Genomic DNA, 21,594 nt, shown 5'->3' with positions numbered 1-21,594 from the left:
AGCTGCGTATGTCAGACGATCAACCATCGGAACGCGAATCGAAAGCGATCGACGAATCGCGGCGAACGTTCATGAAGACGACCGGTGCGGCGACGGCGGCGTCCGCGGTCGGCGTCGGCGCGAGTACCGCCGCGGCCGAGCGAACCGGAACGGATCTCGACGACGTGATCGACGAGTTATCCCTCGAGCAGAAGGTGGGCCAGATGACGCAGGTCGCGATCGATGATCTCGGCGAGGGGTTCGGTCCCGAGACCGCGTTCAACGATCACGACGACGTGGAGACGCTCGGCGAGTTGTTCACGGAGCTTCACGTCGGGTCGATCCTCAACGGCGGGGCGACGGGACCGACGTTCGACGGCGAGGAGTTCGTCGCGGGGCTCAACCGGCTCCAGCGGTATACGGTCGAGAATACGGCCGCCGGGATTCCGTTCATCTGGGGCTGTGACGCGCTCCACGGGAACACGCTGCTCGACGGCTGTACGAGCTTCCCACAGCGGCTCAACATGGGCGCGACCCGGGACGTCGACCTGGTCGAGGCGGCGGCGACCCACACCGGGAACGAGATCGCCGCGATGGGGGGCCACTGGATTTTCGGACCGACGGTCGACGTGCTCCGGGATATGCGCTGGGGCCGGTACTTCGAGGGCCACAGCGAGGACTCGATGCTGCTGGGCGAACTGGGGAAGGCGCGAGCCCGCGGGTTCGAGCGGAACGGTCGCGTCGCGGCGACGGTCAAACACTTCGCCGGGTACGGGACGCCCAACACCGGAAAGGACCGCGCCCACGCCCGCACGTCGATGCGAGATCTTCGCACCAGACAGCTCCCGGCCTACGAGCGAGCGCTCGAGGAGGCCGACACGGTGATGGTCAACAGCGGGGCGGTCAACGGAATGCCCGTCCACGCCTCGCAGTGGTTGCTGACGCAGGTGCTGCGGGAGCGCTTCGAGTTCGACGGCGTCGTCCTCACCGACTGGGACGACTTCAAGCGGATGATCTCGAACCACGAGTTCCGTCCCGATACGGACGAGGGGTGGCGCGAGGCCGTCAGGCAGGGCCTCGAGGCCGGGATCGACATGCACATGTGCGGTGGGGAGACGGCGCCGACGGAGTTCATCGAGACGACGATCGACCTCGTCGAGCGCGGCGACCTCTCGGAGGACCGTATCGACGAGTCGGTCCGTCGCATCCTCGAGCTCAAGTGCGACCTCGGACTGTTCGACCGGCCCACCGTCCCCGAGGACGAGATCGGCGGTCTCGTCGGCGGCGCGCGGGACGTCTCCGAGCGACTCGCCAAGGAGTCGCTGGTCCTGTTGAAGAACGAAACGGACGCGCTTCCGCTCGAGGGGGCCGAGGACGTGTTGCTGACCGGTCCCGGAATCGAGGCGGGAACGCCCAACCGGTTCCTGATGCAACACGGCGGTTGGACGCTCGGCTGGCAGGGGATCGAGGACGGCACCCTGACCGAGGACGGGCCAAGACCGCGTCAGAACACCATCGCGGGCGAGCTATCGGACCGACTCGGCGACCGACTCGCGCACGTCCCGACCGAGTTCGAGGCCGCGCCCTACGAGAGCATCTACGAGAACTTCGACAACGGGTTCTTCGACGTGACCGACGAGCAGGAGGCGGCGGTCGTCGACGCCGCCGACGCGGCCGATGCCGTCGTCGTCGTGCTCGGCGAGGGGCCGCACAACGAGGGGTTCGGCGACCGCGACAAGATGCGCTTCCCCGAGGCACAGCGGGACCTCGTGAAACTGGTTGATGAGGAGGTCGCCGACGACGTCACGCTCGTTGGCGTCATCCTCGCCGGGAGCCCGCGCGGGACTGCGGAGACGTTCGACCGCCTCGACGCCGTCCTGTTCGGTGGCCAGCCCGGTAGCGACACCGGCGTCGCCGTCGCCGACACACTCTTCGGCGACCACAACCCGTCGGGACGGCTCCCGTTTACCTGGGAAGCCAACGTCGGCCACGTCCCTCTCTTCTACGACGACTACCCGCCGCGCCAGTCCGTCGGCGCGGAGAGCGGGATGGTCCAGTACGAGTTCGGGCACGGGCTCTCCTACACCGACTGGGAGTACTCGGACCTCTCGCTCTCGCGGGACACCGTCGGCAACCCCGCTCGAAACCCGCCCGTCACGGCTCGAGTAACGGTCGAGAACACCGGCGAACGGGCCGGCGAGCACATCGTCGAGGTGTACAACACCGAGTTCTACGGGTCGGTGCTCCAGCCCCACCGCCGGCTGATGGGCTTCGAGCGAGTCGCGCTCGGCCCCGGCGAGTCCGCAACCGTCGAAATCGAACTCGACCTCGCGACGCTCGAGGTCGTTCCCGGCGACGTGCCCGGTGATCGGGCGAAGGTTGTCGAGGCCGGCGAGTACGAACTCTCGATAGGCGACGAGTCGACGACGCTGACGGTCAGAAACGCGGCGTCGATCACCGACCCCGAGCCACGACCCGGCCGGTACGACATCGATAACGACGGCAGCGAGGACTTCGAGGACGTCATGGCGCTCTACCGCCGACTCAAGCGACGCGGCCACGTCGGGAAGCGGTCCCCTCCGCACAGGTAGTCCGCCCGCACGGCCGTCCCCCACCTCGAGCGAGCGTTGCCGTCCCGAGCGTCGCAGTCAGGAACGGTCGATACCGGGCAGTGATCCGGCGCTCCCAACGACGACCGTCCCGTCGCGGCGAACGAGGATGCCGTAGCCGAACAGCGCGAGGTCGAAGATCACGTCGTCGTCCGAGCCGCCGTCGCTTCTGACCGACTCTTCGACGGCGAACGTCACCGACTCGATCTCGGCGGAGTCGTCCGCAATCGCCTCGAGCGTCGCAGTCGGCACGTCCCGGATCGTGCCCTCGATAGTAAACGCGATCACGTCGGGCGGCGATTTGACCGATCCGAAGTCGTCACCTGCCGACGTGCGAAGCGCGTCGAGACTGGTGGGAACGTCGTCCGCATCCGGAGTCGCGACGCCGACGTCGGCGTTCTCGAGTCTGAGCGTCGCGGGTCCCGTCAGATCGATTTCGACGGGGTCCGAGTCGTTGGTCGACACCGCGATGCGGACGGGATCCAGGGTCGCACCCTCGAACTCGGCGAGCAGCGATTCGGTCACGGTGAGACTTCCCTCGATGGCGAGTTCAAGCCGATCGGGCGGCCGTCGATCGAGGGCATCAGTCAGGTGGATACTCTCGGTTTCGTCGAGATCGATCGTGATGGTCATTAGTTTCCCCAGTACGTCGCTGGAGGTGCTACAAGCGTGAAACGGTATCGTATACCACGAAACTGATCGGTGCGATCGGAATCGATCGACGATCACGCCAAAGCGCTAACTACCGGGCCGATGAACGAGGATCCATGACCCTCGAGGTCGGTGTGCTCGGCTATCGATTCATGGGTAAAGCGCACGCGAACGCGATGGCGCGGCTGCCGATGTTCTTTCCGGACGCGCCCGAGATCGAACGGCGCGTGCTCATCGGTCGTGACGAATCGGCGCTGTCGGATGCCGCCGAGCGGCTCGGCTTCGACTCGATCGCGACGGACTGGAGAGACGTCGTCGACGACGTGGACGCCTTCTACAACCTCGGGCCGAACCACGTCCACTGCGAACCGTCGGTCGCCGCCCTCGAGGCGGGGACGCCGGTCTTCTGCGAGAAACCGCTCGCGCCGACGCTCGAAGAAGCAGACGTGATGGCCGAGACGGCTCGGGAAGCGGGCGACGACGTGCCCGCCGGCTGTGCGTTCAACTACCGGTTCGTCCCCGCGATTCGGTACGCGAAGGGACTGCTCGAGGCCGGCGACCTCGGCGAGATCCGTCACGTCCGCGGGCGCTACTTACAGGACTGGCTGGTCGACCCCGACGCGCCGTGGTCGTGGCGCAACGACGAAGAAATGGCCGGCTCCGGCGCGCTGGGCGATCTCGGCGCGCACACGGTCGACCTGCTTCGGTTCCTGGTCGGTGATGACGACCTCGCGGGCGATATCGAGCGGGTCAGCGGCCACCTGCAGACCTTCGTGGACGAGCGACCGGTGGAGGACGGGAGCGAGACCCGCCCCGTCACCGTCGACGACGCCTACACCGCCCAACTCGAGTTCGCGAACGGCGCGATGGGGGCCCTCGAGGGCTCGCGCTACGCGACGGGCCACAAGAACGACCACACCATCGAGATCCACGGCTCGAAGGGGAGCCTGCGGTTCTCGCTTGAGCGGTTGAACGAACTCGAGGTCCTTCGAGAGGGCGACCGGGGGTACGAGACGGTCCTCGTGACCGACGCGGACGATCCCTACCTCGACCACTGGTGGCCGCCGGGCCACGTGCTGGGGTGGGAACACACCTTCGTCCACGAGAACTACGAGTTCCTCGGCGCCGTCGCGCGCGGCGAGTCGTTCGCGCCGAGTTTCGCGGACGGACTGGCCGCCCAGCGGGTCCTCGACGCGATCGAACGCAGCGACGACGGCGGGGAATGGGTCGCGCTCGAGTGAGTTCGGTCGTGGTTGTTCCCTCGCGCGATTCGGGAGGCGATCGACCTCGAGACGGACGAGTCGGGTTCCGGTCCCGACCGACACAGCCGACTGCGGTGGCGCGCGCTGTCGATCCGTCCGAACGACAGTGAGGGCGGATCGACGACACTGCGCGAGGGATGAGCGAGCGAAGCGAGCGAATCGGTTGGGGAGGGTGTGGCTATTCCCTGCTGCCACGATAGTAGGAAACGTCGGTATCAACTGCTCTGTTGGGAAGTAGACGTGATGGATCGACTACGAGCGGGCACTCACGTCACTGGCGCCGGTCACCGTCGCCGTCGACGTGACCGACGTCGGCGAGACGAGTTATACCCTCGAGTACGAACTCCGGAACGGCGACGCGGCTGCCGCGACGGTCACGACGGTAGCGGTCGCGGTCGACGCGGACGGCCCGACGTCGATCCCCGACTCGCTGCGCGAGGGACTCGAGGCCGACCTCGCGGAACCGACCTGACGCCGGCCGTCGCCGTCCCGCGGGGCCGGAGTCCGTCGGTGGCGTCGCGGCCGACGGTCGTCGCGATCGCGGGCTGCCGAAAGCGCCGAGTATTCCCGGCCGGCGACCCAAGCCGGGACCGCTATGCCTTCCGAGATGACCGCCTACGTGATCGAGGAGTACGGCGATCCGGATGTCTTCACGGAGACGACCCGCGAGGTCCCCGAGCTCGGCCCGGACGAGATCCGCGTCGAGGTCGTCGCGTCCAGCCTCAACCCCGTCGATTACAAGATCCGGCAGGGCGCGCTGCCCGATTTCGCCCCCGAGTTCCCGGCGACGCTCCACTGTGACGTGTCGGGCGTCGTCGACGCGGTCGGCGAGAACGTCGAGCCTTTCGAAGCGGGCGACGAGGTCTACGGCATGCCCGGCGGCGCGGGCCGACAGGGCGCGCTCGCCGACTACGTCGTCGGCCACGCCGAGACGTTCGCCGACGCGCCCGAGTCGATCCCGCTCGAGGAGGCCGCCGCCCTCCCGGTCGTCGCGCTCACCGCGTGGGAACTGCTCACCGATAAGGCGAGCGTGGATGGCGGCGAGGACGTGCTCGTCTACGGCGGCAGCGGCGGCGTCGGGCACATCGCCGTCCAGCTGGCCGATGCGTTCGGCGCGACCGTGACCGCGACGGGTTCGAGCGAGGAAAAGCGTGCCCTCGCCGCGGAGCTCGGTGCCGACGCGACCGTCGACTACACGACGACCGACGTCGAGACGTACGTCGACGAGCACGCCGGGGGAGCCGGCTTCGACGTCGTCGTCGATCCGGTCGGGGACGACCACCTCGAGACGGCGTTCGAGGCGGTCCGGCCTTACGGCAGCGTCGTGACGACCGAGTCGAGCGCGGCCGAGGGACTGGATCTCTCGCCCATGCACGCGAACTCGCTCGAACTCGGCGTCGTGCTCGTTATCTTGCCGGTCCTCCTCGGCGATCGACAGGAGCGCATCGGAGAGGAACTCACCGAGATCGCGAGCCTCGTCGACGACGGCGCGGTCGCACCACATATCGACGAGCGCTTCGCCTTCGGCGAGGCCGCCGACGCACACCGACGCGGCGAGAACGGAGACTTCCGCGGAAAGCTCTTGCTCGTCAACGAGTGAGCGTCGCGTCTCGGTCTGCCCGCTATTGCAGCCGATCGGAGCCGACTCGAGACCGCACGGTCGACGTCACCGAGACGGACCGCCGGTCGGCTACTCCGACTCGATTTTCGCGACCGACTGAATCTCCTCGTATCGGGCGCTGCCCTCGCCGACCGGTTGGTCGTCGATCTCGAGATAGTCGGGTTCGAAGCCCGTTACCTCGCCGGTGGTGTCCATCTGGTGATCCTCCGTTCGTTCCGCGTCGCGAACCTCGACGACGTCGCCGATCTCGAAGTGTTCTCGAACGAGTGCTTTGGCCTGCTCCGCGTCGGCGTCCTGGGGAATGTTCAGGTCAGTCATCGTGTCCGAGAGCGTAGTGGGGCCACGCCGGTAGTATTTGAGCCGGTATACGCAACTCGGCACCCGTCGCTCGAACGACCGTTTTTGTACGAACCGGCCCAATTGCGACCAATGAAGGTCATCAAGGACAGCGTCCACGACCACATCCAGGTCGACGGCGTCGCTCGCGACCTGCTCGATACGCCCGCGGTACAGCGGCTCCGGAATATCAGTCAGCTCGGAACCGTCTCGCTGGTCTATCCCTCGGCCAACCACACCCGCTTCGAACACAGTCTCGGCGTCTACCACCTCGCTTGCGAAGCGCTCGAGCATCTCAGCGTCGACGGAAAGCAAGCCGCGCGGGTCCACGCCGCGGCCCTGCTTCACGACGTGGGCCACGGCCCCTTCAGCCACAACCTCGAGTCGCTGACCTACCGGCGGACCGGCCGATACCACGACGACGTTCACGAACTACTCGCGGATGGGACAGTCGGCGAGGTGTTACGGGAGCACGATCTCGAGCCGGCCACGGTAGCGGACCTGGTCGCCGGCGAGGGCCGGTTCGGTCAGATAGTTTCGGGCGAACTCGACGTCGACCGGATGGATTACCTGGTGCGGGACGCCCACCACACGGGGGTTCCCTACGGGACGATCGATCACGGCCGTCTCGTTCGGGAGCTGACGTTCGCCGACGGCGAACTCGTCCTCGACGAGGGGAACGTCCAGACCGCCGAGAGCCTGCTGGTCGCTCGAGCGCTCATGAATCCGACCGTCTACAGTCACAGCGTCGCCCGGATCAGCAAGGCAATGTTGCGGCGGGCCGGCGAGCGGCTGCTGGATACGCCCGCGGCTGACGTCGACGCCGACACGCTCCAGCGGATGGACGATCACGACCTGATCGTCGCGCTGCGTTCGTGCGAGGTGACCGACGAGTTCTCCCGGCGACTGGATCAGCGCGACCTGTTCAAGCGTGCGGTGTGGGCCGAAATCGACGACGTTCCGGGGGGAATCATCGAGGCCGACCACGAGACGATCCGAGAGTTCGAACGCGAGGTCGCCGATCGGGCAGATATCGATCCGGCACACGCCATCCTCGACGTGCCGAGTCGGCCCTCGATGACGGAGTCGACGACGCGCGTGATGGTCAACGGCGAAATCCGACGGCTGGGACAGCAGTCGCCACTTGTCGAGGCCCTGCGGGCGGCGCAGTACTCCCAGTGGCGACTCGGGGTCTACTCGCCGCCCGAACTCCGCGATCGAGTCGGTCGAGCCGCCGTCGACGTGCTCGGGCTGGATATCGACGGCGCACTGGTCAGCGAGGTCCGGGACGGGATGGACGCGACGCTGGATCAGTTCGTCGACTGAGACGGAGTCCTATCAGTCAGTGACGACGCACCCGCGACTCGCGATACGGGTGCGCCGGGACACGCTGATAGCAGCCCGTCCATTTCTCGGGCCCCGTCCCACCCCGAACCGTTGCCGTTGAAGGCACTGGCCCCGAACTGGTCCGTATGGAACGAACGGGTACGATTCTCCGCGGTCGCGAGTTCGACCCCGTCGAGGGACGGGTGGTCATCGACGACGACGGCCGCATCGAGGCCATCGAGGAAACGCCGGTCGAGAGCGACGATATCGTCCTCCCGGCGTTCGTCAACGCCCACACCCACATCGGCGATTCGATCGCCAAGGAGGCCGGCGGCGGCCTCTCGCTCGAGGAACTCGTCGCCCCGCCGGACGGGCTGAAACACCGGCTGCTCCGGGCGGCTTCCCGCGACGACCTCGTGAGTGCGATGGAGCGGTCGCTGGGATACATGCAACGAGCCGGCACGGCGGCCTGTCTGGACTTTCGCGAGGGCGGCGTCGAAGGTGTTCGGATGCTCGAGGCGGCCGCGGGTGGCCGCGAGATCGACGCGCTCTCGTTCGCGCGCGGCTCCGTCGACGCGATGCGCGCGGGGGACGGCTTCGGCGCGAGCGGGGCCAACGACGCGTCGTTCGAGGCGGAACGAACCGCGACTCGGGAGGCGGGCAAACCCTTCGGCATCCACGCCGGCGAGGTCGACGAGAGCGATATCAACCCGGCGCTGGACCTCGAGCCGGACTTTCTGGTCCACATGGTCCACCCGAAGCCGGTCCATCTGGATCGGGTCGCGGACAGCGAAATTCCGATCGTCGTCTGCCCGCGCTCGAATCTCGTCACCGACGTGGGGCTGTCTCCCTACGAGGACCTGAACGAGCGGACGACGCTCGCGCTCGGGACGGACAACGTGATGCTCAACTCGCCGTCGATGTTCCGCGAGATGGAGTTCCTCGCGAAGCTCTCCGAGCTACCGGCCGCCGAAATTCTCAGAATGGCGACGATCAACGGTGCCGAGATCGCGGACCTCGAGTACGGCCTGCTCGAGCCGGGACGGGAGGCTCGCCTGCTGGTACTCGATGGCGACTCGGACAACCTCGCCGGCGCGCGGGATCCGGTCCGGGCCGTAGTTCGGCGCGCCGGTGTCGACGACGTTCGCGAGGTCGTCTACGGCTCGGACGCTGATGACGAGAGCGCCAGTCAACTCAGCTGAGCCGACTGTCAGTAGTCGAGCCGTTCGGATGTCTCCGCGTGTTCTCTCGAGAGTTCGACGTACCGGTCGGCCGTCGCCTCGAGGCCTGGATCGTCGATCTCGGTCTTCGGTTCCGCTGGCGCGCCGGCGACGAGCGTCGACGGCGGGATTTCGGTGTCCTCCGTGACGACGCTGCCGGCGGCGACGACCGCGCCCTCGCCGACGTGGGCGCCGTCGAGGACCACCGCGTTCATCCCGACCAGCGCGCGTTCGGCGACGGTCGCGTCGTGGACGATTGCGCTGTGACCGACCGTCGAGTAGGGCTCGAGTTCGGCCGTCTCGTGGAGGACGGCGTTGTCCTGGACGTTGGCTCCCTCGCCGACGACGATCGTTCCGTGATCGCCGCGAAGGGTGGCGTTCGGCCAGACGCTGGCCTCGTCCTCGATGACGACGTCGCCGATGACGACCGCGGTCTCGTCGACGTACGCGGAGTCGGCGACCTGTGGTTCAGTCCCGTCGAACGATCGTAGCATGTCCGTTCCTGTCTCGAGAACCGTCTTGAAGGTACCCATCGGATCCGACGCCCGTCGTAGGCTGTGTGAACCGTGGAGGCTGTGTGGTGGCAGTCTTCGTTGTATAGTCGTCGATCGTGCGGCCGGGTTACAGGTGGTCGTGTAACTCGACCGCACGGTGGTCGGCCACACATAGTCGAACGGCCGAACTGGCTCGCCGACAGTAGCGTCCCTCTCCGTTCGGTTCGAGTCTCTCTCCTGTTGGTGGAACGCGATTCCGCGCACTACCGATATAATTTGGCATCATGGCTAATACGGAGTCCGTGAAACCCGATAGTGGCGACACGGTACTATCCATTTGGATCGCGTCGTGACGCCATGTCATCCCCCCGAACCACCCACAGTTCGGTATCCCCTTTCGTACTCTCCATCCGCCCCCGCTGCCCTCATTCCTCGTCGGACAATCGTTCGGAGAGTCGATCGAATCGCTCCCGCGTCGATTCCCGTCGATCCCGTTCGACCTCCTCGCGGTACGTCGCCTCGAGCAATTCCCCCGCGTCACGGTCCACGATTGCGTCGAAGACCGCTCCCTCGTGCCGGCCGTCAGCGGGCAGTTCCTCGACGGCGAGAGCGAGTTCGTCGACGACGGTCCCGTCTTCCTCGAGCAGGAGCACTGCCGTCGTCCCGTCGACGATGCGGTCGAGGACCGCAGTGTGGGTTTCACGCATGTGGTCAGACTCAGATCGTGTCCTGCGAGTGCTGTGACTCCAGAGATTTCCGGTCGATTTCAGAACGCGCTCCCCTCGAAGCTCGTGTCGGCGTGCAGGCTGTCCTTCAGCGCGTCGTGGACCTTGCAGAGTTCGAAGGCGCGCTCGATGATCTCCTCGCCGGTGTCGTCGTCGACGTCGGCCTCGACGCTGACGTCGAAGTGGACCGACTCGAGTTTGTCGTCGTCGTTGAGTTCGCCGCTGATATCGATCTCGATCCGTCCGAGGTCGTCGGCCCCGCGTTGCTGGCCGCCGACGCGCAGCGCCGGCACGTAACAGGAGCCGTAGGCGGCAAGCAGCGCCTCGAGCGTGTCGGGAGCGTCCTCGCCGTTGGCGTCGATCGTGGTCTCGAAGTCGCGGATCTCGTTCGTGGCGCTGTACCCTTCCTCGGAGACGGTGGTGACCTGTTTCGCCATGGCACTCGAGTCGTCCACGGGCGGCGCTGTAAATATTGTTCTCGCGGGCGCGACGATCCGTCCGGCTGACGAGACCGGCGGCGAGCGGTCGACGGAACCGAAGGCGAGCGGTCGACGGTGCGGTTCCCCTCCCGACTATCGGGCCGTTCGATCGGTCGTAGCCGCCGGATCAGGGCTCGAGTTCGAACGGCTCGTCGGCCTCGAGGGCGTGGACTTCGGCGTCGCTGCCGGTCGCTTTGACTTCGCTGGCGAACTCCTCGGGATCCTGCTCGATCGGCGGGAAGGTGTCGTAGTGTTGCGGGAAGGCGTGATCGACGTCGAGCCAGTCGACGGCGACGGCGGCCTGCCAGGGTCCCATGGTGAAGTGGTCGCCGATCGGCACCGCGGCGGCGTCGGGCTCGAGGTACGGGCCGACGACCTCGCGCATCTCGGTCATGAGACTGGTGTCGCCGGCGTCGTAGAAAGCCGTCGACTCTTCGTCGCTGACCTGCGTGGGCTTCGTATCCGAAACGACGAAGCCGGCGGGCATCCCGCCGCTCGCGTCGTTCTCGGTCATGATTCCGTTCGTGTGGTCGGCGCGAACCATCGTGACGTAGGCGTCGCCACATTCGACGGTCCCGCCGAGGTTCATGCCCATCCCGCCGACGGCGTCCTCGAAGCCGAACTCCTCCTCGCAGTAAGAGACCAGTTCCGGCGTGGCGACCAGCGTCGCGGCCGAAAACTCGCCGGCGTGGGCGATGTGATCCGCGTGGCCGTGGGTCAACAGCACGTAATCCGGCGTCTCGACGTCGGTCGGTTCGAGGTCCGTCTTCGGGTTGTCGAAGAACGGATCGATCAGTAGCGTCGTTTCCCCAACGGTGACGTGCCACGTCGAGTGGCCGTGCCAGGTGAGTTCCATACCACTCGAGCCGTTCGTCCGATGACGACTTAAAAGTGGGCAAGCGAACGATGCGTACTCCGTTGTGGCTCGATCCGCGATCGATCTATCGATTGCCGTCCCGGAAGCCGATTCCCGGTCCGGGGAGATGACAGTCAGTAGCTTGTTGACCGCCCGTAGCGAGCGTATACGATCATCAACGTTTATACGTCCGTTTCTGAAACGAGAAAAAGCCGCACGCGAACTGACACACCACGCATGCGGTCTGGGATCGCATTCCGTTCGATCGTCTTCCACCGCGGTCGACGGTTCCGCTGCGATTTCCAGTCGATCCGCGACGATCAGCGGCCACTGACCACTGTGGACGCTGCGGCAACGGTCCGACAGCACTCCACTACGGCAATGCCGTGTCGTTTTTTACCCCCGGCCCGTATCCCGACTATGCTCGCACTTACGCTCGAGGAGTTCATGGTAGAGCTGAACGACGGCGCGATCAAGAACGTCGGTCCGAACAACAAGGCGGCGACGGTCAAGCTGTTCGACGTCGACGACGCCGAGGCCAGGGAGTTCGGCGACAAGCGAGTCAAGCTCGTCTTCGAGGACGAGGACGACAACGAGATCCAGATCTCGCTGTTCCCGGAGGACGTTCGGAAGATCGTCGACGATATCGAGGCGCTCGAGGATGAATCGCCGGTTTTCGACTGACGGCGGCCCGATACCGCGGTCGCGATCGCAACTTCTGTCGCGAACGCATTCCGACAACCGTTTTAGGGCGAAACTGCTTGGTTCGAGTAGATGGGTAACTGTATCATCTGCGGCACACCCGTTGACGGCGAGATCTGTCAGAGCCACGAGGAGGATGCTGTTTTCGAATTTCGCGGCACGACCGCCTCGCAGCTCACCCCCGATCGCTACTATCGGGGAACCGTCGACGGCTACGCCGACTTCGGTGTCTTCGTCGACATCGGAGACCACGTCACCGGCCTGTTGCACAGAAGCGAACTCGACCAGCGACTCGAGAGTCTCGACTGGGAGCCAGGGGACGATGTCTTCGTCCAGGTGCTCGACGTCCGAGACAACGGCAACGTCGACCTCGGCTGGTCGATCCGCCAGCGCGAGCGCGAGTTCCGCGGCAAGTTGATCGAGACTGCTGACGACGAATACCGTCCCGAGGAGCTCGAGGACGACACCGACGCCGACGGGGCGTCCGCTGACGCCAATGAGTCGTCCGCCGAGACGACGACCGAAACGACCGACGACTCGTCAACCGAGACGGCTGACAAGTCGTCCACCGCGACGAGCGGCGAGAGCGAGCAAGCGCTCACCGACGACCGAGCGGCGAAGGCGGGCGAGTTGCAGGCGGCTCCCGAGGATACCGAGCCCGAAACGGAACCGGAGACGGAATCCGTCGACGACGGGCAACCCGCGGCAGCAGAAGCGGCCGGTGCCGTGGCGAGCAGCGGTTCCGTCGCAACCGAGTCCGCCGCCGCATCGACGCCGGCGACCGACGAACCCGAACCCGAACCCGAACCCGAACCCGAGTCCGAGTCGGAACCCGCTCTCACGCGAACGACCATCGAGTCCATCGAGAACAAGGTCGGCAGCGTCGTCCGCCTCGAGGGCGAAATCACCGGCGTTCGTCAGACTAGCGGTCCGACGGTCTTCGAACTGCGCGACGAGACCGGAACCGTCGAGTGTGCGGCGTTCGAGGAGGCCGGCGTTCGCGCCTACCCCGACGTCGAACTCGAGGACATCGTCGCACTGGAGGGCGAAGTCGAACGCCACCACGGCGACCTGCAGGTCGAGACCGAATCCCTCGAGATTCTCGAGGACGAGGCGTGCGAGACGATCGTCGACCGCCTCGAGAGCGCGATCGAGCGCGAGGCCCGTCCCGCCGATGTTGCGCCGCTGGCCGACCACGAGGCAGTGGCGGCCGTCGAGGACGAGATCGCAGACGCGGCGACCGCGATCCGCCGCGCCGTCATGGAAGCGCGCCCGGTCATCGTTCGCCACGGCGCGACCGCCGACGGCTACGTCGCCGGTGCCGCCATCGAGCGCGCCGTACTTCCGCTGATCCGCGAGAAACACACTCGCAAGGACGCTGAGTACCACTACTTCGAGCGCCGCCCGCTCGACGGCCGCGTCTACGACATGGACGCCGCCACCAGCGACGTTACCTCGATGCTTCAGGCTCGAGACCGTCACGGCGAGCAACTCCCGCTCGTCGTCCTGGTCGACGCCGGCTCGACGATCGAGTCCACCGACGGCTACGAGCTGCTCTCGCTGTACGACGCCGATTCGGTCGTCGTCGACGACAGTCGAGCGGACGACGAGGTCGGCGAGGCCGTCGACGTCGCCGTCGCGCCGTCGCTCGCCGGTGCCGACGTCGCGGACGTGACCTCGACCGCGCTGGCGACCAACGTCGCCGCGCACGTCAACGATGACGTCCGCGCCGACCTCGAGCACCTCCCCGCGGTCAGCTACTGGGAGGACACACCCGAGGAGTACCTCGAACTGGCGACCGAAGCCGGCTACGACGAAACCGGCGTCTCGGAACGCCGCGAAGCCATCGCGCTCGAGGCCTACTACCAGTCCTACAAGGACAAGCGCGAACTCGTGATCGACCTGCTGTTCGGCGACGAGGAGTCGGACCGGCCTCGAGACGGCGATCTGGCTGCCCACGTCTCCGAGCAGTTCCGCGACAAGCTCGAGATCGAACTCGAGACGGCCCGCGAGAATCTCTCGGTTCGCGGCGTCAACGGTGTAACCGTCTCCGTGCTCGACACGGACGCGTTCACGCACCAGTACAACTTCCCGACGACGATCCTGCTGCTGGACGCGCTCCACCGCAGCGAGCGCGATCGAGTCGATCCGCCGTACGTCACGCTCGGCGTCGGCGACGACGAGCTGCACGTCCGCGCGACCGACGCCGTGAACGTGCGCGATATCGGCGACGCGATCGCCGAGGCGGTTCCCAACGGCGGCGTCAGCGTCGTCGGCGGCCGCGACGGTCACGTCGAGTTCCTGCCCGGCGCACGCGATGCGGTGCGCGAAGCCGCGCTCGAGGCGCTCGGCGAGACGCTCGCGTAAACTCGTTCCTTCCCGTCGTCCACCGAATCGGATAGCTGCGCCGCTGTGTCGAAATCGAGTCATCAACACCTCGAGCCGATAACGTATTTCTGATAGCCGAACGATGAGTCCCTATGGATGCGATCGAGGGCCCCGATCGCGAGCGCGACGCGGACACCCCGGTAACCCGCCTTCGTGAGAACGCGACCGGAATCGCATCGCTGCTCGTGACGGCGTTTTGGCTCGGCGCGATGTTCACGGGCCAGTCGTGGTGGCTCGCGGCGTTGCTCGTCGGCTACATCGCTATCGTCCCGTTAGTCGCGATACTGTTCGGCGACGAGGAGGATCAGCGCGAGTGGGCCGACGACTACGCGGGCACGGACGAATCGGAGACGGTTTCGGAATCCGAGACGACGGCGACCGACTCCGAGACAAGCACACGTGACGCCCTCGAGACGCTTCGCGAACGCTACGCCGCGGGCGAACTGACCGACGACCAGTTCGAGCGCAAACTCGAGCGGCTACTGGATACGGAGACGCTCGAGGACGCCGAGGAGTGGACTCGAGAGAGGAATCGAGAACGGGATCGGGACGGCGACCGATCACGGGACGGAGATCGAGACTTCGAGTACGAACGCTGAGGGAAAGTTCAGTCGTCGGTCGGTTCGGTCTCGTCCGATCGCTCGGTGCGGTCGGCCCGATCGACGCGCTCGGATTCTTCGGATCGCTCCGGTCGCTCGACCGCGTTCGGATCGGGCCAGGTGACGCTCCCGAGGAACGGGATCCCGATTCGCTCGGCGGCCCGAGCGATCATGTGCGAGCCGGTCGGGACGGTCAGGAAGAGGAAAACGATCCCGATCAGCGCGGTCAGCCCCTCTCCCCCGGGGCCAAAGTGAACGAAGCCGGCCAGAAAGATCGCGGCGGTTCCGAGCGTCGTGGGCTTGCTCGTGGCGTGCATCCGATTGTAGACGTTCGGCAGGCGGAGCAGGCCGATGGTGCCGACGGTCAGGAAAAACGTCCCGACGACGACCAGCGTGACGACGACGGCGGTGTGGATCACTCGATCACCTCGCCGTCGGTGACGAACTTGGCGACGGCGACTGTTGCGATGAAGCCGATGATCGCGAGCACGAGGCTCACGGTGATGAAGAGCCCGCGCCCGGTCAGAAGCGCGAACAGGACGGCGATCGCGACGACGTTCGTCGCGATGGCGTCGAGCGCGACGACGCGGTCCGGGTTCGTCGGTCCCCGAATGACGCGATAGCCACAGAGGACACAGAGCCCGCTAACGAGAATCAGCGCGCCGCGGATCGCGGTCTCGAGGACGGCGGGATCGCTCTCAGTCATCGTCGACACCTCCGCCTTGGGGGTCCGCGGTACTGTCTCTTTCCCCGCCGGAGACGACGATGTCCGGCGGCGGATCGGACGGCGACGCGTCCTCGTCGAACAGCTCGAGGGCGTAGTTCTCCCAGGTTCGGATCGGTTCGGCGATCGCTTCGGGATCGCGGCCGTTGACGCCGTGAACGTAGAGGGAATTCGTCTCCTCGTCGTAGTCCAGCGTCACCGTTCCGGGCGTGATCGTGATACTGTTCGCGATGACGGTGATCGCGATATCGGATTCGACCCGGAGCGGCACCAGGATCACCTCGGGTTCGATCGGCATGCCGGGCGAGAGCACCCGATAGGCGACGTCGAGGTTCGCTCGCAGGAGTTCCCAGGTGAACGCGCCGAGATAGAGCCCGGCGTAGGGAAGTACCCGGACGCCGTGTCCGAGGTCGACGTACTTCCCGTACAGTCGTCTGAAGACGAACGCGACGGGAAGTCCAACGATCAGTCCCGCGAGAAATCCTCGGAGGAGCGAGACGGGCGTGAGTGCCTGTCCGACGACGAACACCCACAGAATCGCGAAGACGACGCCGGCCGCCGGCCAGGTGCGTACTCGCATCAGTGGTCACCCCCGCCGGCGTTCGAGTCGGTCAGTTCGCTCGCGTCCTGGGGATCGACGGCCTCGACGTATCCTTCGGTGTCGAGTGCGGCCTCCGCGGCGGCCTCCGCGAAGTCGTAGACCGGCTCGAAGCCGACGCCGACCGCGACGATGGCCGCCGCGAGTACCGCGAGGACGGCCACCTGGACGGAATCGACCGTCGCCGCTTCCACGGCCGGCGTCCGCGCACCCCAGAAGCTCTGATTCCATAGACGGGTCGTGTAGGCGATGGTCAGCAGCGACCCGACGAGCAGGAGGACGATCACGGGGCCGGCCCTCGCTCGAGCCGCGGCGTCGAAGACGAGGAACTTGCCGAAGAAGCCCGAGAGCGGCGGAATACCGACGAGGGCGAGCGAACCGACGAAGACGGCGATCGCCAGCGGCGGCGACCGACTCGCCAGCCCGCCGAGATCGGCGAACCGACTCGTTCCCGTCGCCGACTTGACCGTCCCGACGGCGAGGAAGAGTAGCCCCTTCGCCAGCGTGTGATTCAGCGCATACACCAGCGCGGCGATAATGGCGAACTTCCGCAGGCCCGGAGCCGTCGCCGTCGCCGCGATCGCGACGGGGATCGCGATGAACCCGACCTGACCGATGCTCGAGTAGGCGAAGACGCCCTCCATGGAGTCGCGGCCGACGGCCCCGATGCCGCCGACGAGGATGCTGCCGGTAGCCATGACGAACAGCGCCGCGCCGACGAACGGCAGCGGCGAGTTGCCCGTGACCGCCACGTCCACCAGCGGGAGCGGGAGGTCGACGGCGACCTCCGCGCCGGCGAACACGGTAAAGGAGAGGCGGATGATGGCGTAGATCCCGACCTTCTTGGTTGCGCCGGCCAGCAGCGCCGTTATCTGTGGTGGCGCGGCCCGGTAGGCGGTCGGAATCCAGAACTGGAAGGGGACGAGGCCGGCCTTGATCGCGAACACGGACAGGAGCAAGCCGAGCAGGCCGACGACCGGCACGGGCTCGAGACCGTAGGCCGCCGGCTCCGCGAGACGCTGGGCGAGATCGGCCATGTTGAGCGTTCCCGTCGTCGCGTAGATGCCGCCGACGCCCAGGAGGAAGATCGCGCTGGCCAGCAGATTGAGCGAGACGTACCAGAACGCGGCGCGCGTGTGCTGGGGGCCGCCGCTGTAGGCGACGAAGACGTAACTGGCCATCAGCATGACCTCGAACCAGACGAAGAGGTTGAACAGGTCGCCGGTGAGGAAGGCCCCGGTGACGCCCAGCGCGAGGAAGTGAAAGAGCGGGAAGTAGTAGCTTCGCTCCTCGCCGCCGGGCAGGTGCCGGGTCGAGAAGATCAGCGACCCGACTCCCAGCACCGCGACCATGGTCAGCATGAACGCCGAGAGGCCGTCGGCGACGAGCGTGATGCCGAACGGTGCCGGCCAGTCGCCGACCTGGTAGGTCGCGATCCCCGGCGCGTCCGGTGCGAGGACGATGTACCAGTCGATGGCCGCGACTGCGACGGCGTACGCCACGCCGGCAGCGAGACTCACGGTCGCACGCGCCCGCGGTCGTCTGCCGAGTAGCAGCGTTCCGACGGCCGCAACGAGCACGACCAGCATCGGCGCGATCACGAGCGTGTCCGTCCCGACGGGTGCCGTCGTCATTCGCGATCACCCAGCTCCGTGACGTCCAGCGTGTCGTGTTCCTCGTACACCCGATACGACAGGACGAGCGCGAACGCGGTCATCCCGAACCCGATGACGATGGCGGTCAACACGAGCGCCTGGACCAGCGGGTCGGCCGTCTGCGGGACGTGCTCGCCGTGGCCGGCGAGGATCGGCACCGAGTCGGCGGTCGCCGGCGCGATCCCGCCCATCGACAGCAGGTAGACGTTCGCCGCCTGGCTGATGATCGCCAGCCCCCAGACGACCCGGATCAGATCCCGCCGCAAGAGCAGGAAAGTCCCGATGGCGAACAGCGCGCCGACCGTGGCCGCGAGGACGACCGCCGTCATTCTGCTCCCACCACCGAGAGGATCGTGAGCAGTCCACCGACGACCACGCAGTAGACGCCGAAGTCGAACGCCAGCGCGCTCGCGATCCCGAGATAATCGTAGATCGGGATTCCCTCGAGCGGCTCGTAGGTCTGCGTGAGGAACGGCCGGCCGAACAGCAGCGGCACGAGGCCGCTGGCGACCGCGATCGCGAACCCGTATGCGAAGAGCCGGCGGTAGGCGACCACGACGCGATCCCGAGAGGCCCCCTTGCCGGGATCGACGTCGCGGCCGAGGACCCCCCGCTCGAGGAAATCCAGCCCGAAGGCCATGTAGACGATCGCGAAGGCCGTCACCGTGAGGACGCCGCCAATGAACCCGCCGCCGGGGAGGTTGTGCCCCTCGAAGAACAGCGAAATCGCGACGACCAGAATGATCGGGACGATCGCTCGAGCGGTCGTCCGCATGATGACCGTCGTCATTCGTCTGCACCTCCGGAACTGCCCCCGCGACGGGTTCCGTCCGGTTCGTCGTCGGTCGGTTCGTCGTCGGTTAGTTCGTTGTTCCCGTCCGGCATATCAGTGAGTGCGTCGCCCTCGCTGCGATCCCGCATGACGATCAGCGTCAGGATCGAGATCGCGGCGAGTGCGACCACGGCGAGTTCGCCGAGCGTGTCGAAGCCGCGGAAGTCGACGAGGATCACGTTGACGATGTTGGTGCCGCCGCCCTCTGGAACGGCCCGTTGGGCGTAGTAGCGGGCGATATTGCTCGCGCCGTCCGGGCGCGCGCCGGTCGTGACGAGGACCGTAACGAACGCGGTCGCGCCGACGGCGACCGAGAGGACGGCGTCGCGGACGACGGTCCCGACGTTTCCGATCCCGATCTCGTAGGATTCGGGGATCTCCTCGATCACGAGCAGGAAGATAACGAGCACGAGCGTCTCGACGACGAGCTGGGTCAGCGCGAGGTCGGGCGCGCTCGCGAGGATGTAGAAGATGGCGATCATGAACCCGAGAATCGAGAGGGTGAGGACGCCCGCGATGTGCGAGTCCGAGCGCGCGACCGCGACCGCGCCGATCACCGCGACGAGCAACACGAGCGCGATGGGGACGGTGGCCTCGAGGCCGAACTCGGTCGGTGCGATGGCCCCGGCCGCGACGAACCCGGTGAGAGCCAGCGCGCAGGTCGCACCCAGCGTCCACGAGGCGTAGGTCCGAAGGTGGCCGTCGTGGACGTACTCGGCGAACGACCGGCCCTCGTCGGAGAGCCCCTCGACGATCACGTCGTACCACCAGTTCGGGCGGATCTGTGGTGTCGCACCCACGACTCCGCGAACGACGTCGTGGATGCGTCCGTAGAACGGGAACGCGACGAGGCCGACGCCGATCGTGACTGCGCTCATCCCCACCGGCGTCGAGTACGACGTCGGGAGTCCGACGTGCATCTCCTGGGGATCGACCGCCGTCGCCTCGAGCCCGGATTGAACGATCGCGTCCACGGCGATCTGGGGGTCGACGCTGACGACCGCGGCGAGCAGCGCCAACACGGCGGGCGGAACGAGCAGGGTGACGGGCGGTCGGTGAACGTGGCCGAGCGCTTCGGGTCGCTCGCCGAAGAAGAGCGAGAGGAATCGCAGCGAGTAGAGCACGGTGAAGATGCTGCCGAAAACGGCGACGGCCGGATAGAGAACGCCCAGTACCCCGATATCGTGGTGGTGGATCGCCTCGACGGCGGCCTCGAAGAGCAGTTCCTTCGAGTAGAAGCCGTTGAACGGCGGGATGCCGGCCATGCTGAGCGCGACGATCGTGGTGATCACCGCCGTTACCGGGAGATCGTGGCGGAGTCCGCCGAGTTCGTCGATTTCGCGGGTGCCCGCCTCGTGGGCGACGATGCCGGCCACGAGGAACAGGGCGGCCTTGAACAGAGCGTGATTGAATAGATGGAAAACGCCGGTCTCAGCGCCGTAAACCGACGTGAAACCGAATCCGGCGACCATCAGCCCGAGATGGCTCGCCGTCGAGTAGGCGAGCAGTTCCTTGATGTCCGTCGACGCGACGGCCATGATCGCACAGACGGTCATCGTCGTCAGCCCGAGCGTCGCGAACAGGAAGAGCCACTCGGGGCCGACGAGAATGGGACGGACGCGGCCGATGAAGTAGACGCCGACCTTGACCATCGTCGCGGAGTGGAGGAAGGCCGAGACGGGCGTGGGTGCCGCCATCGCGTTTGGTAGCCAGAAGTGCAGCGGGACCTGCGCGGACTTGGTCCCAGCGCCGATCGCGAGCAGTCCGAGCACCGGCAGAAACAGCCCGCGCTCTCGCAGCGCCGCCGCAATCGCGTCGGGCTCCTCGAGCATCGCGGCGAGATTGAACGCGGCTCCGGGACCGAGCACGTCGCCGGCGACGATCGAGAGCAAGAGGAACCCGACGAGCAAGAAGAGGCCGCCGCCGACGGTGATGAACATGGCCATCCGGGCAGCGTACTGCGAGGAATCGTCGGCGGTGTAGTAGCCGATCAGGACGAACGACGCGAGGCTGGTGAGTTCCCAGAAGAGGAAGATCGCGATCAGGTCGGCGGCGAGCGCCACGCCGACGATTGATCCCATAAAGGCGAGCAGGGCGGCGTAGTATCTGACGAGGCCGGACTCCCCGTGCATGTACGCCGGCGAGTAGGTGAAGATGAGCGCGCCGATCCCACACGCCAAGAGCGCGAACAGCAGCGCCCAGCCGTCCACGTAGAACCGGAGCGCGATATTGAGAGACGGGATCCACTCGAGGGAGACGCTGCCCTCGCTCCCGTACTGTGTGGCCAGCAGGCCGAACGATGCCAGTGCGACGACCGTCCCCGCGAACCCGGTTCCCTCACCGAGAACGCGAAAGAACACCGGCGTCAGTGCTGCGGCGACGAACGGTAGCGCGACCGCGGCGACGACCATCGCCAGGTCGGGAGACATTCAGTACGCCGGAGATAGGGAGAGACCGCCCTTAAACGGTTACCTTTCGGTCGGCAGACCGGTTGCGGGAATCGCCGTGCCGCGGTGGCGACGGTCTCCCCCGAGCCGA

22 protein-coding genes are annotated in these 21,594 nt (G+C 66.6%); 9 read left to right on the top strand and 13 right to left on the bottom strand.

The annotated features are described in order from the left end of the window. The first annotated feature begins 71 nt into the window (after positions 1–71). A complete protein-coding gene (locus LDH74_RS09305) occupies positions 72–2,570 on the top strand; it encodes a glycoside hydrolase family 3 N-terminal domain-containing protein (RefSeq protein WP_345778556.1) in 2,499 nt (832 codons plus the stop codon). A gap of 57 nt (positions 2,571–2,627) precedes the next feature. Here LDH74_RS09305 and LDH74_RS09300 read toward each other — a convergent pair whose 3' ends face one another. Beyond that, on the bottom strand, positions 2,628–3,221 hold the full coding sequence (locus LDH74_RS09300) for a hypothetical protein (RefSeq protein WP_226042221.1): 594 nt from the start codon (positions 3,219–3,221) through the stop codon (positions 2,628–2,630). A 134-nt stretch (positions 3,222–3,355) separates the two neighbouring features. Here LDH74_RS09300 and LDH74_RS09295 point away from each other — a divergent pair, with 134 nt between their 5' ends. The 3 genes from LDH74_RS09295 (at position 3,356) to LDH74_RS09285 (ending at position 6,101) form a co-directional block, all read left to right on the top strand. After that, complete coding sequence (locus tag LDH74_RS09295; protein WP_226042220.1) at positions 3,356–4,480, top strand: Gfo/Idh/MocA family oxidoreductase; 1,125 nt, start codon at positions 3,356–3,358, stop codon at positions 4,478–4,480. Between the two features lie 268 nt (positions 4,481–4,748). Then, positions 4,749–4,973 carry a thioesterase family protein gene (locus LDH74_RS09290; RefSeq protein ID WP_345778555.1) on the top strand — a complete coding sequence of 75 codons (225 nt, stop codon included), beginning with the start codon at positions 4,749–4,751 and terminating at the stop codon, positions 4,971–4,973. Between the two features lie 123 nt (positions 4,974–5,096). Then, complete coding sequence (locus tag LDH74_RS09285; protein ID WP_226042218.1) at positions 5,097–6,101, top strand: zinc-binding dehydrogenase; 1,005 nt, start codon at positions 5,097–5,099, stop codon at positions 6,099–6,101. A 90-nt stretch (positions 6,102–6,191) separates the two neighbouring features. Here the strand turns inward: LDH74_RS09285 and LDH74_RS09280 are convergent, their stop codons facing one another. Next, positions 6,192–6,440, bottom strand: coding sequence for a hypothetical protein (locus LDH74_RS09280; RefSeq protein ID WP_226042217.1), 249 nt, complete (start codon positions 6,438–6,440; stop codon positions 6,192–6,194). 111 nt (positions 6,441–6,551) lie between these two features. On the opposite strand from LDH74_RS09280, the gene LDH74_RS09275 reads away from it, so the two are divergent. Continuing rightward, positions 6,552–7,784, top strand: coding sequence for an HD domain-containing protein (locus tag LDH74_RS09275; protein WP_226042216.1), 1,233 nt, complete (start codon positions 6,552–6,554; stop codon positions 7,782–7,784). A 146-nt stretch (positions 7,785–7,930) separates the two neighbouring features. After that, on the top strand, positions 7,931–8,986 hold the full coding sequence (locus LDH74_RS09270; RefSeq protein WP_226042215.1) for an amidohydrolase family protein: 1,056 nt from the start codon (positions 7,931–7,933) through the stop codon (positions 8,984–8,986). Between the two features lie 8 nt (positions 8,987–8,994). Here LDH74_RS09270 and LDH74_RS09265 read toward each other — a convergent pair whose 3' ends face one another. The 4 genes from LDH74_RS09265 to LDH74_RS09250 all read right to left on the bottom strand — a co-directional run bounded on the left by LDH74_RS09265 (position 8,995) and on the right by LDH74_RS09250 (position 11,558). After that, a complete protein-coding gene (locus tag LDH74_RS09265) occupies positions 8,995–9,537 on the bottom strand; it encodes a gamma carbonic anhydrase family protein (protein WP_226042214.1) in 543 nt (180 codons plus the stop codon). Between the two features lie 386 nt (positions 9,538–9,923). Further along, on the bottom strand, positions 9,924–10,205 hold the full coding sequence (locus LDH74_RS09260) for a DUF3006 family protein (protein ID WP_226042213.1): 282 nt from the start codon (positions 10,203–10,205) through the stop codon (positions 9,924–9,926). A gap of 59 nt (positions 10,206–10,264) precedes the next feature. Continuing rightward, positions 10,265–10,660: an OsmC family protein gene (locus tag LDH74_RS09255; RefSeq protein WP_226042212.1), complete on the bottom strand. Its 396-nt coding sequence runs from the start codon at positions 10,658–10,660 to the stop codon at positions 10,265–10,267. Between the two features lie 169 nt (positions 10,661–10,829). Beyond that, positions 10,830–11,558, bottom strand: a complete 729-nt coding sequence (locus LDH74_RS09250; RefSeq protein ID WP_226042211.1) for a metal-dependent hydrolase — start codon at positions 11,556–11,558, stop codon at positions 10,830–10,832. Between the two features lie 420 nt (positions 11,559–11,978). Between LDH74_RS09250 and LDH74_RS09245 the strand changes: the two genes are divergently transcribed. From LDH74_RS09245 to LDH74_RS09235, 3 genes are all read left to right on the top strand, one after another. Next, positions 11,979–12,242: a hypothetical protein gene (locus tag LDH74_RS09245; RefSeq protein WP_226042210.1), complete on the top strand. Its 264-nt coding sequence runs from the start codon at positions 11,979–11,981 to the stop codon at positions 12,240–12,242. Between the two features lie 90 nt (positions 12,243–12,332). Further along, the gene (locus LDH74_RS09240; protein ID WP_226042209.1) at positions 12,333–14,627 is read left to right on the top strand and encodes an OB-fold nucleic acid binding domain-containing protein; all 2,295 of its coding nucleotides are present in this window, start codon (positions 12,333–12,335) and stop codon (positions 14,625–14,627) included. A 113-nt stretch (positions 14,628–14,740) separates the two neighbouring features. Further along, on the top strand, positions 14,741–15,247 hold the full coding sequence (locus LDH74_RS09235; protein WP_226042208.1) for an SHOCT domain-containing protein: 507 nt from the start codon (positions 14,741–14,743) through the stop codon (positions 15,245–15,247). A gap of 8 nt (positions 15,248–15,255) precedes the next feature. On the opposite strand, the gene mnhG is transcribed toward LDH74_RS09235, so the two are convergent. The 7 genes from mnhG to mbhE are packed head-to-tail and all read right to left on the bottom strand — an operon-like array spanning position 15,256 to position 21,485. Continuing rightward, positions 15,256–15,666, bottom strand: coding sequence for a monovalent cation/H(+) antiporter subunit G (gene mnhG, locus LDH74_RS09230; protein ID WP_226042207.1), 411 nt, complete (start codon positions 15,664–15,666; stop codon positions 15,256–15,258). Beyond that, a complete protein-coding gene (locus LDH74_RS09225) occupies positions 15,663–15,953 on the bottom strand; it encodes a monovalent cation/H+ antiporter complex subunit F (protein ID WP_226042206.1) in 291 nt (96 codons plus the stop codon). Before LDH74_RS09225 ends, mnhG begins: the two co-directional genes overlap by 4 nt. Next, positions 15,946–16,551 (bottom strand): Na+/H+ antiporter subunit E, encoded by a 606-nt coding sequence (locus LDH74_RS09220; protein WP_226042205.1) that lies wholly within the window; start codon positions 16,549–16,551, stop codon positions 15,946–15,948. Before LDH74_RS09220 ends, LDH74_RS09225 begins: the two co-directional genes overlap by 8 nt. Beyond that, a complete protein-coding gene (locus LDH74_RS09215; RefSeq protein ID WP_226042204.1) occupies positions 16,551–18,203 on the bottom strand; it encodes a proton-conducting transporter membrane subunit in 1,653 nt (550 codons plus the stop codon). Before LDH74_RS09215 ends, LDH74_RS09220 begins: the two co-directional genes overlap by 1 nt. Next, positions 18,200–18,553 (bottom strand): sodium:proton antiporter, encoded by a 354-nt coding sequence (locus LDH74_RS09210; RefSeq protein ID WP_226042203.1) that lies wholly within the window; start codon positions 18,551–18,553, stop codon positions 18,200–18,202. Before LDH74_RS09210 ends, LDH74_RS09215 begins: the two co-directional genes overlap by 4 nt. Further along, complete coding sequence (locus LDH74_RS09205) at positions 18,550–19,014, bottom strand: MnhB domain-containing protein (RefSeq protein WP_226042202.1); 465 nt, start codon at positions 19,012–19,014, stop codon at positions 18,550–18,552. Before LDH74_RS09205 ends, LDH74_RS09210 begins: the two co-directional genes overlap by 4 nt. Beyond that, positions 19,011–21,485: a hydrogen gas-evolving membrane-bound hydrogenase subunit E gene (mbhE, locus tag LDH74_RS09200; RefSeq protein WP_226042201.1), complete on the bottom strand. Its 2,475-nt coding sequence runs from the start codon at positions 21,483–21,485 to the stop codon at positions 19,011–19,013. The genes LDH74_RS09205 and mbhE overlap by 4 nt, the downstream gene beginning before the upstream one ends. Between the last annotated feature and the right edge of the window lie 109 nt (positions 21,486–21,594).

The organism is Natrinema sp. DC36 (genome assembly GCF_020405225.1).
GTDB lineage: Archaea > Halobacteriota > Halobacteria > Halobacteriales > Natrialbaceae > Natrinema.
Note: the sequence above shows the minus strand (reverse complement) of the source record. Positions and strands in the feature narration are given on the sequence as shown.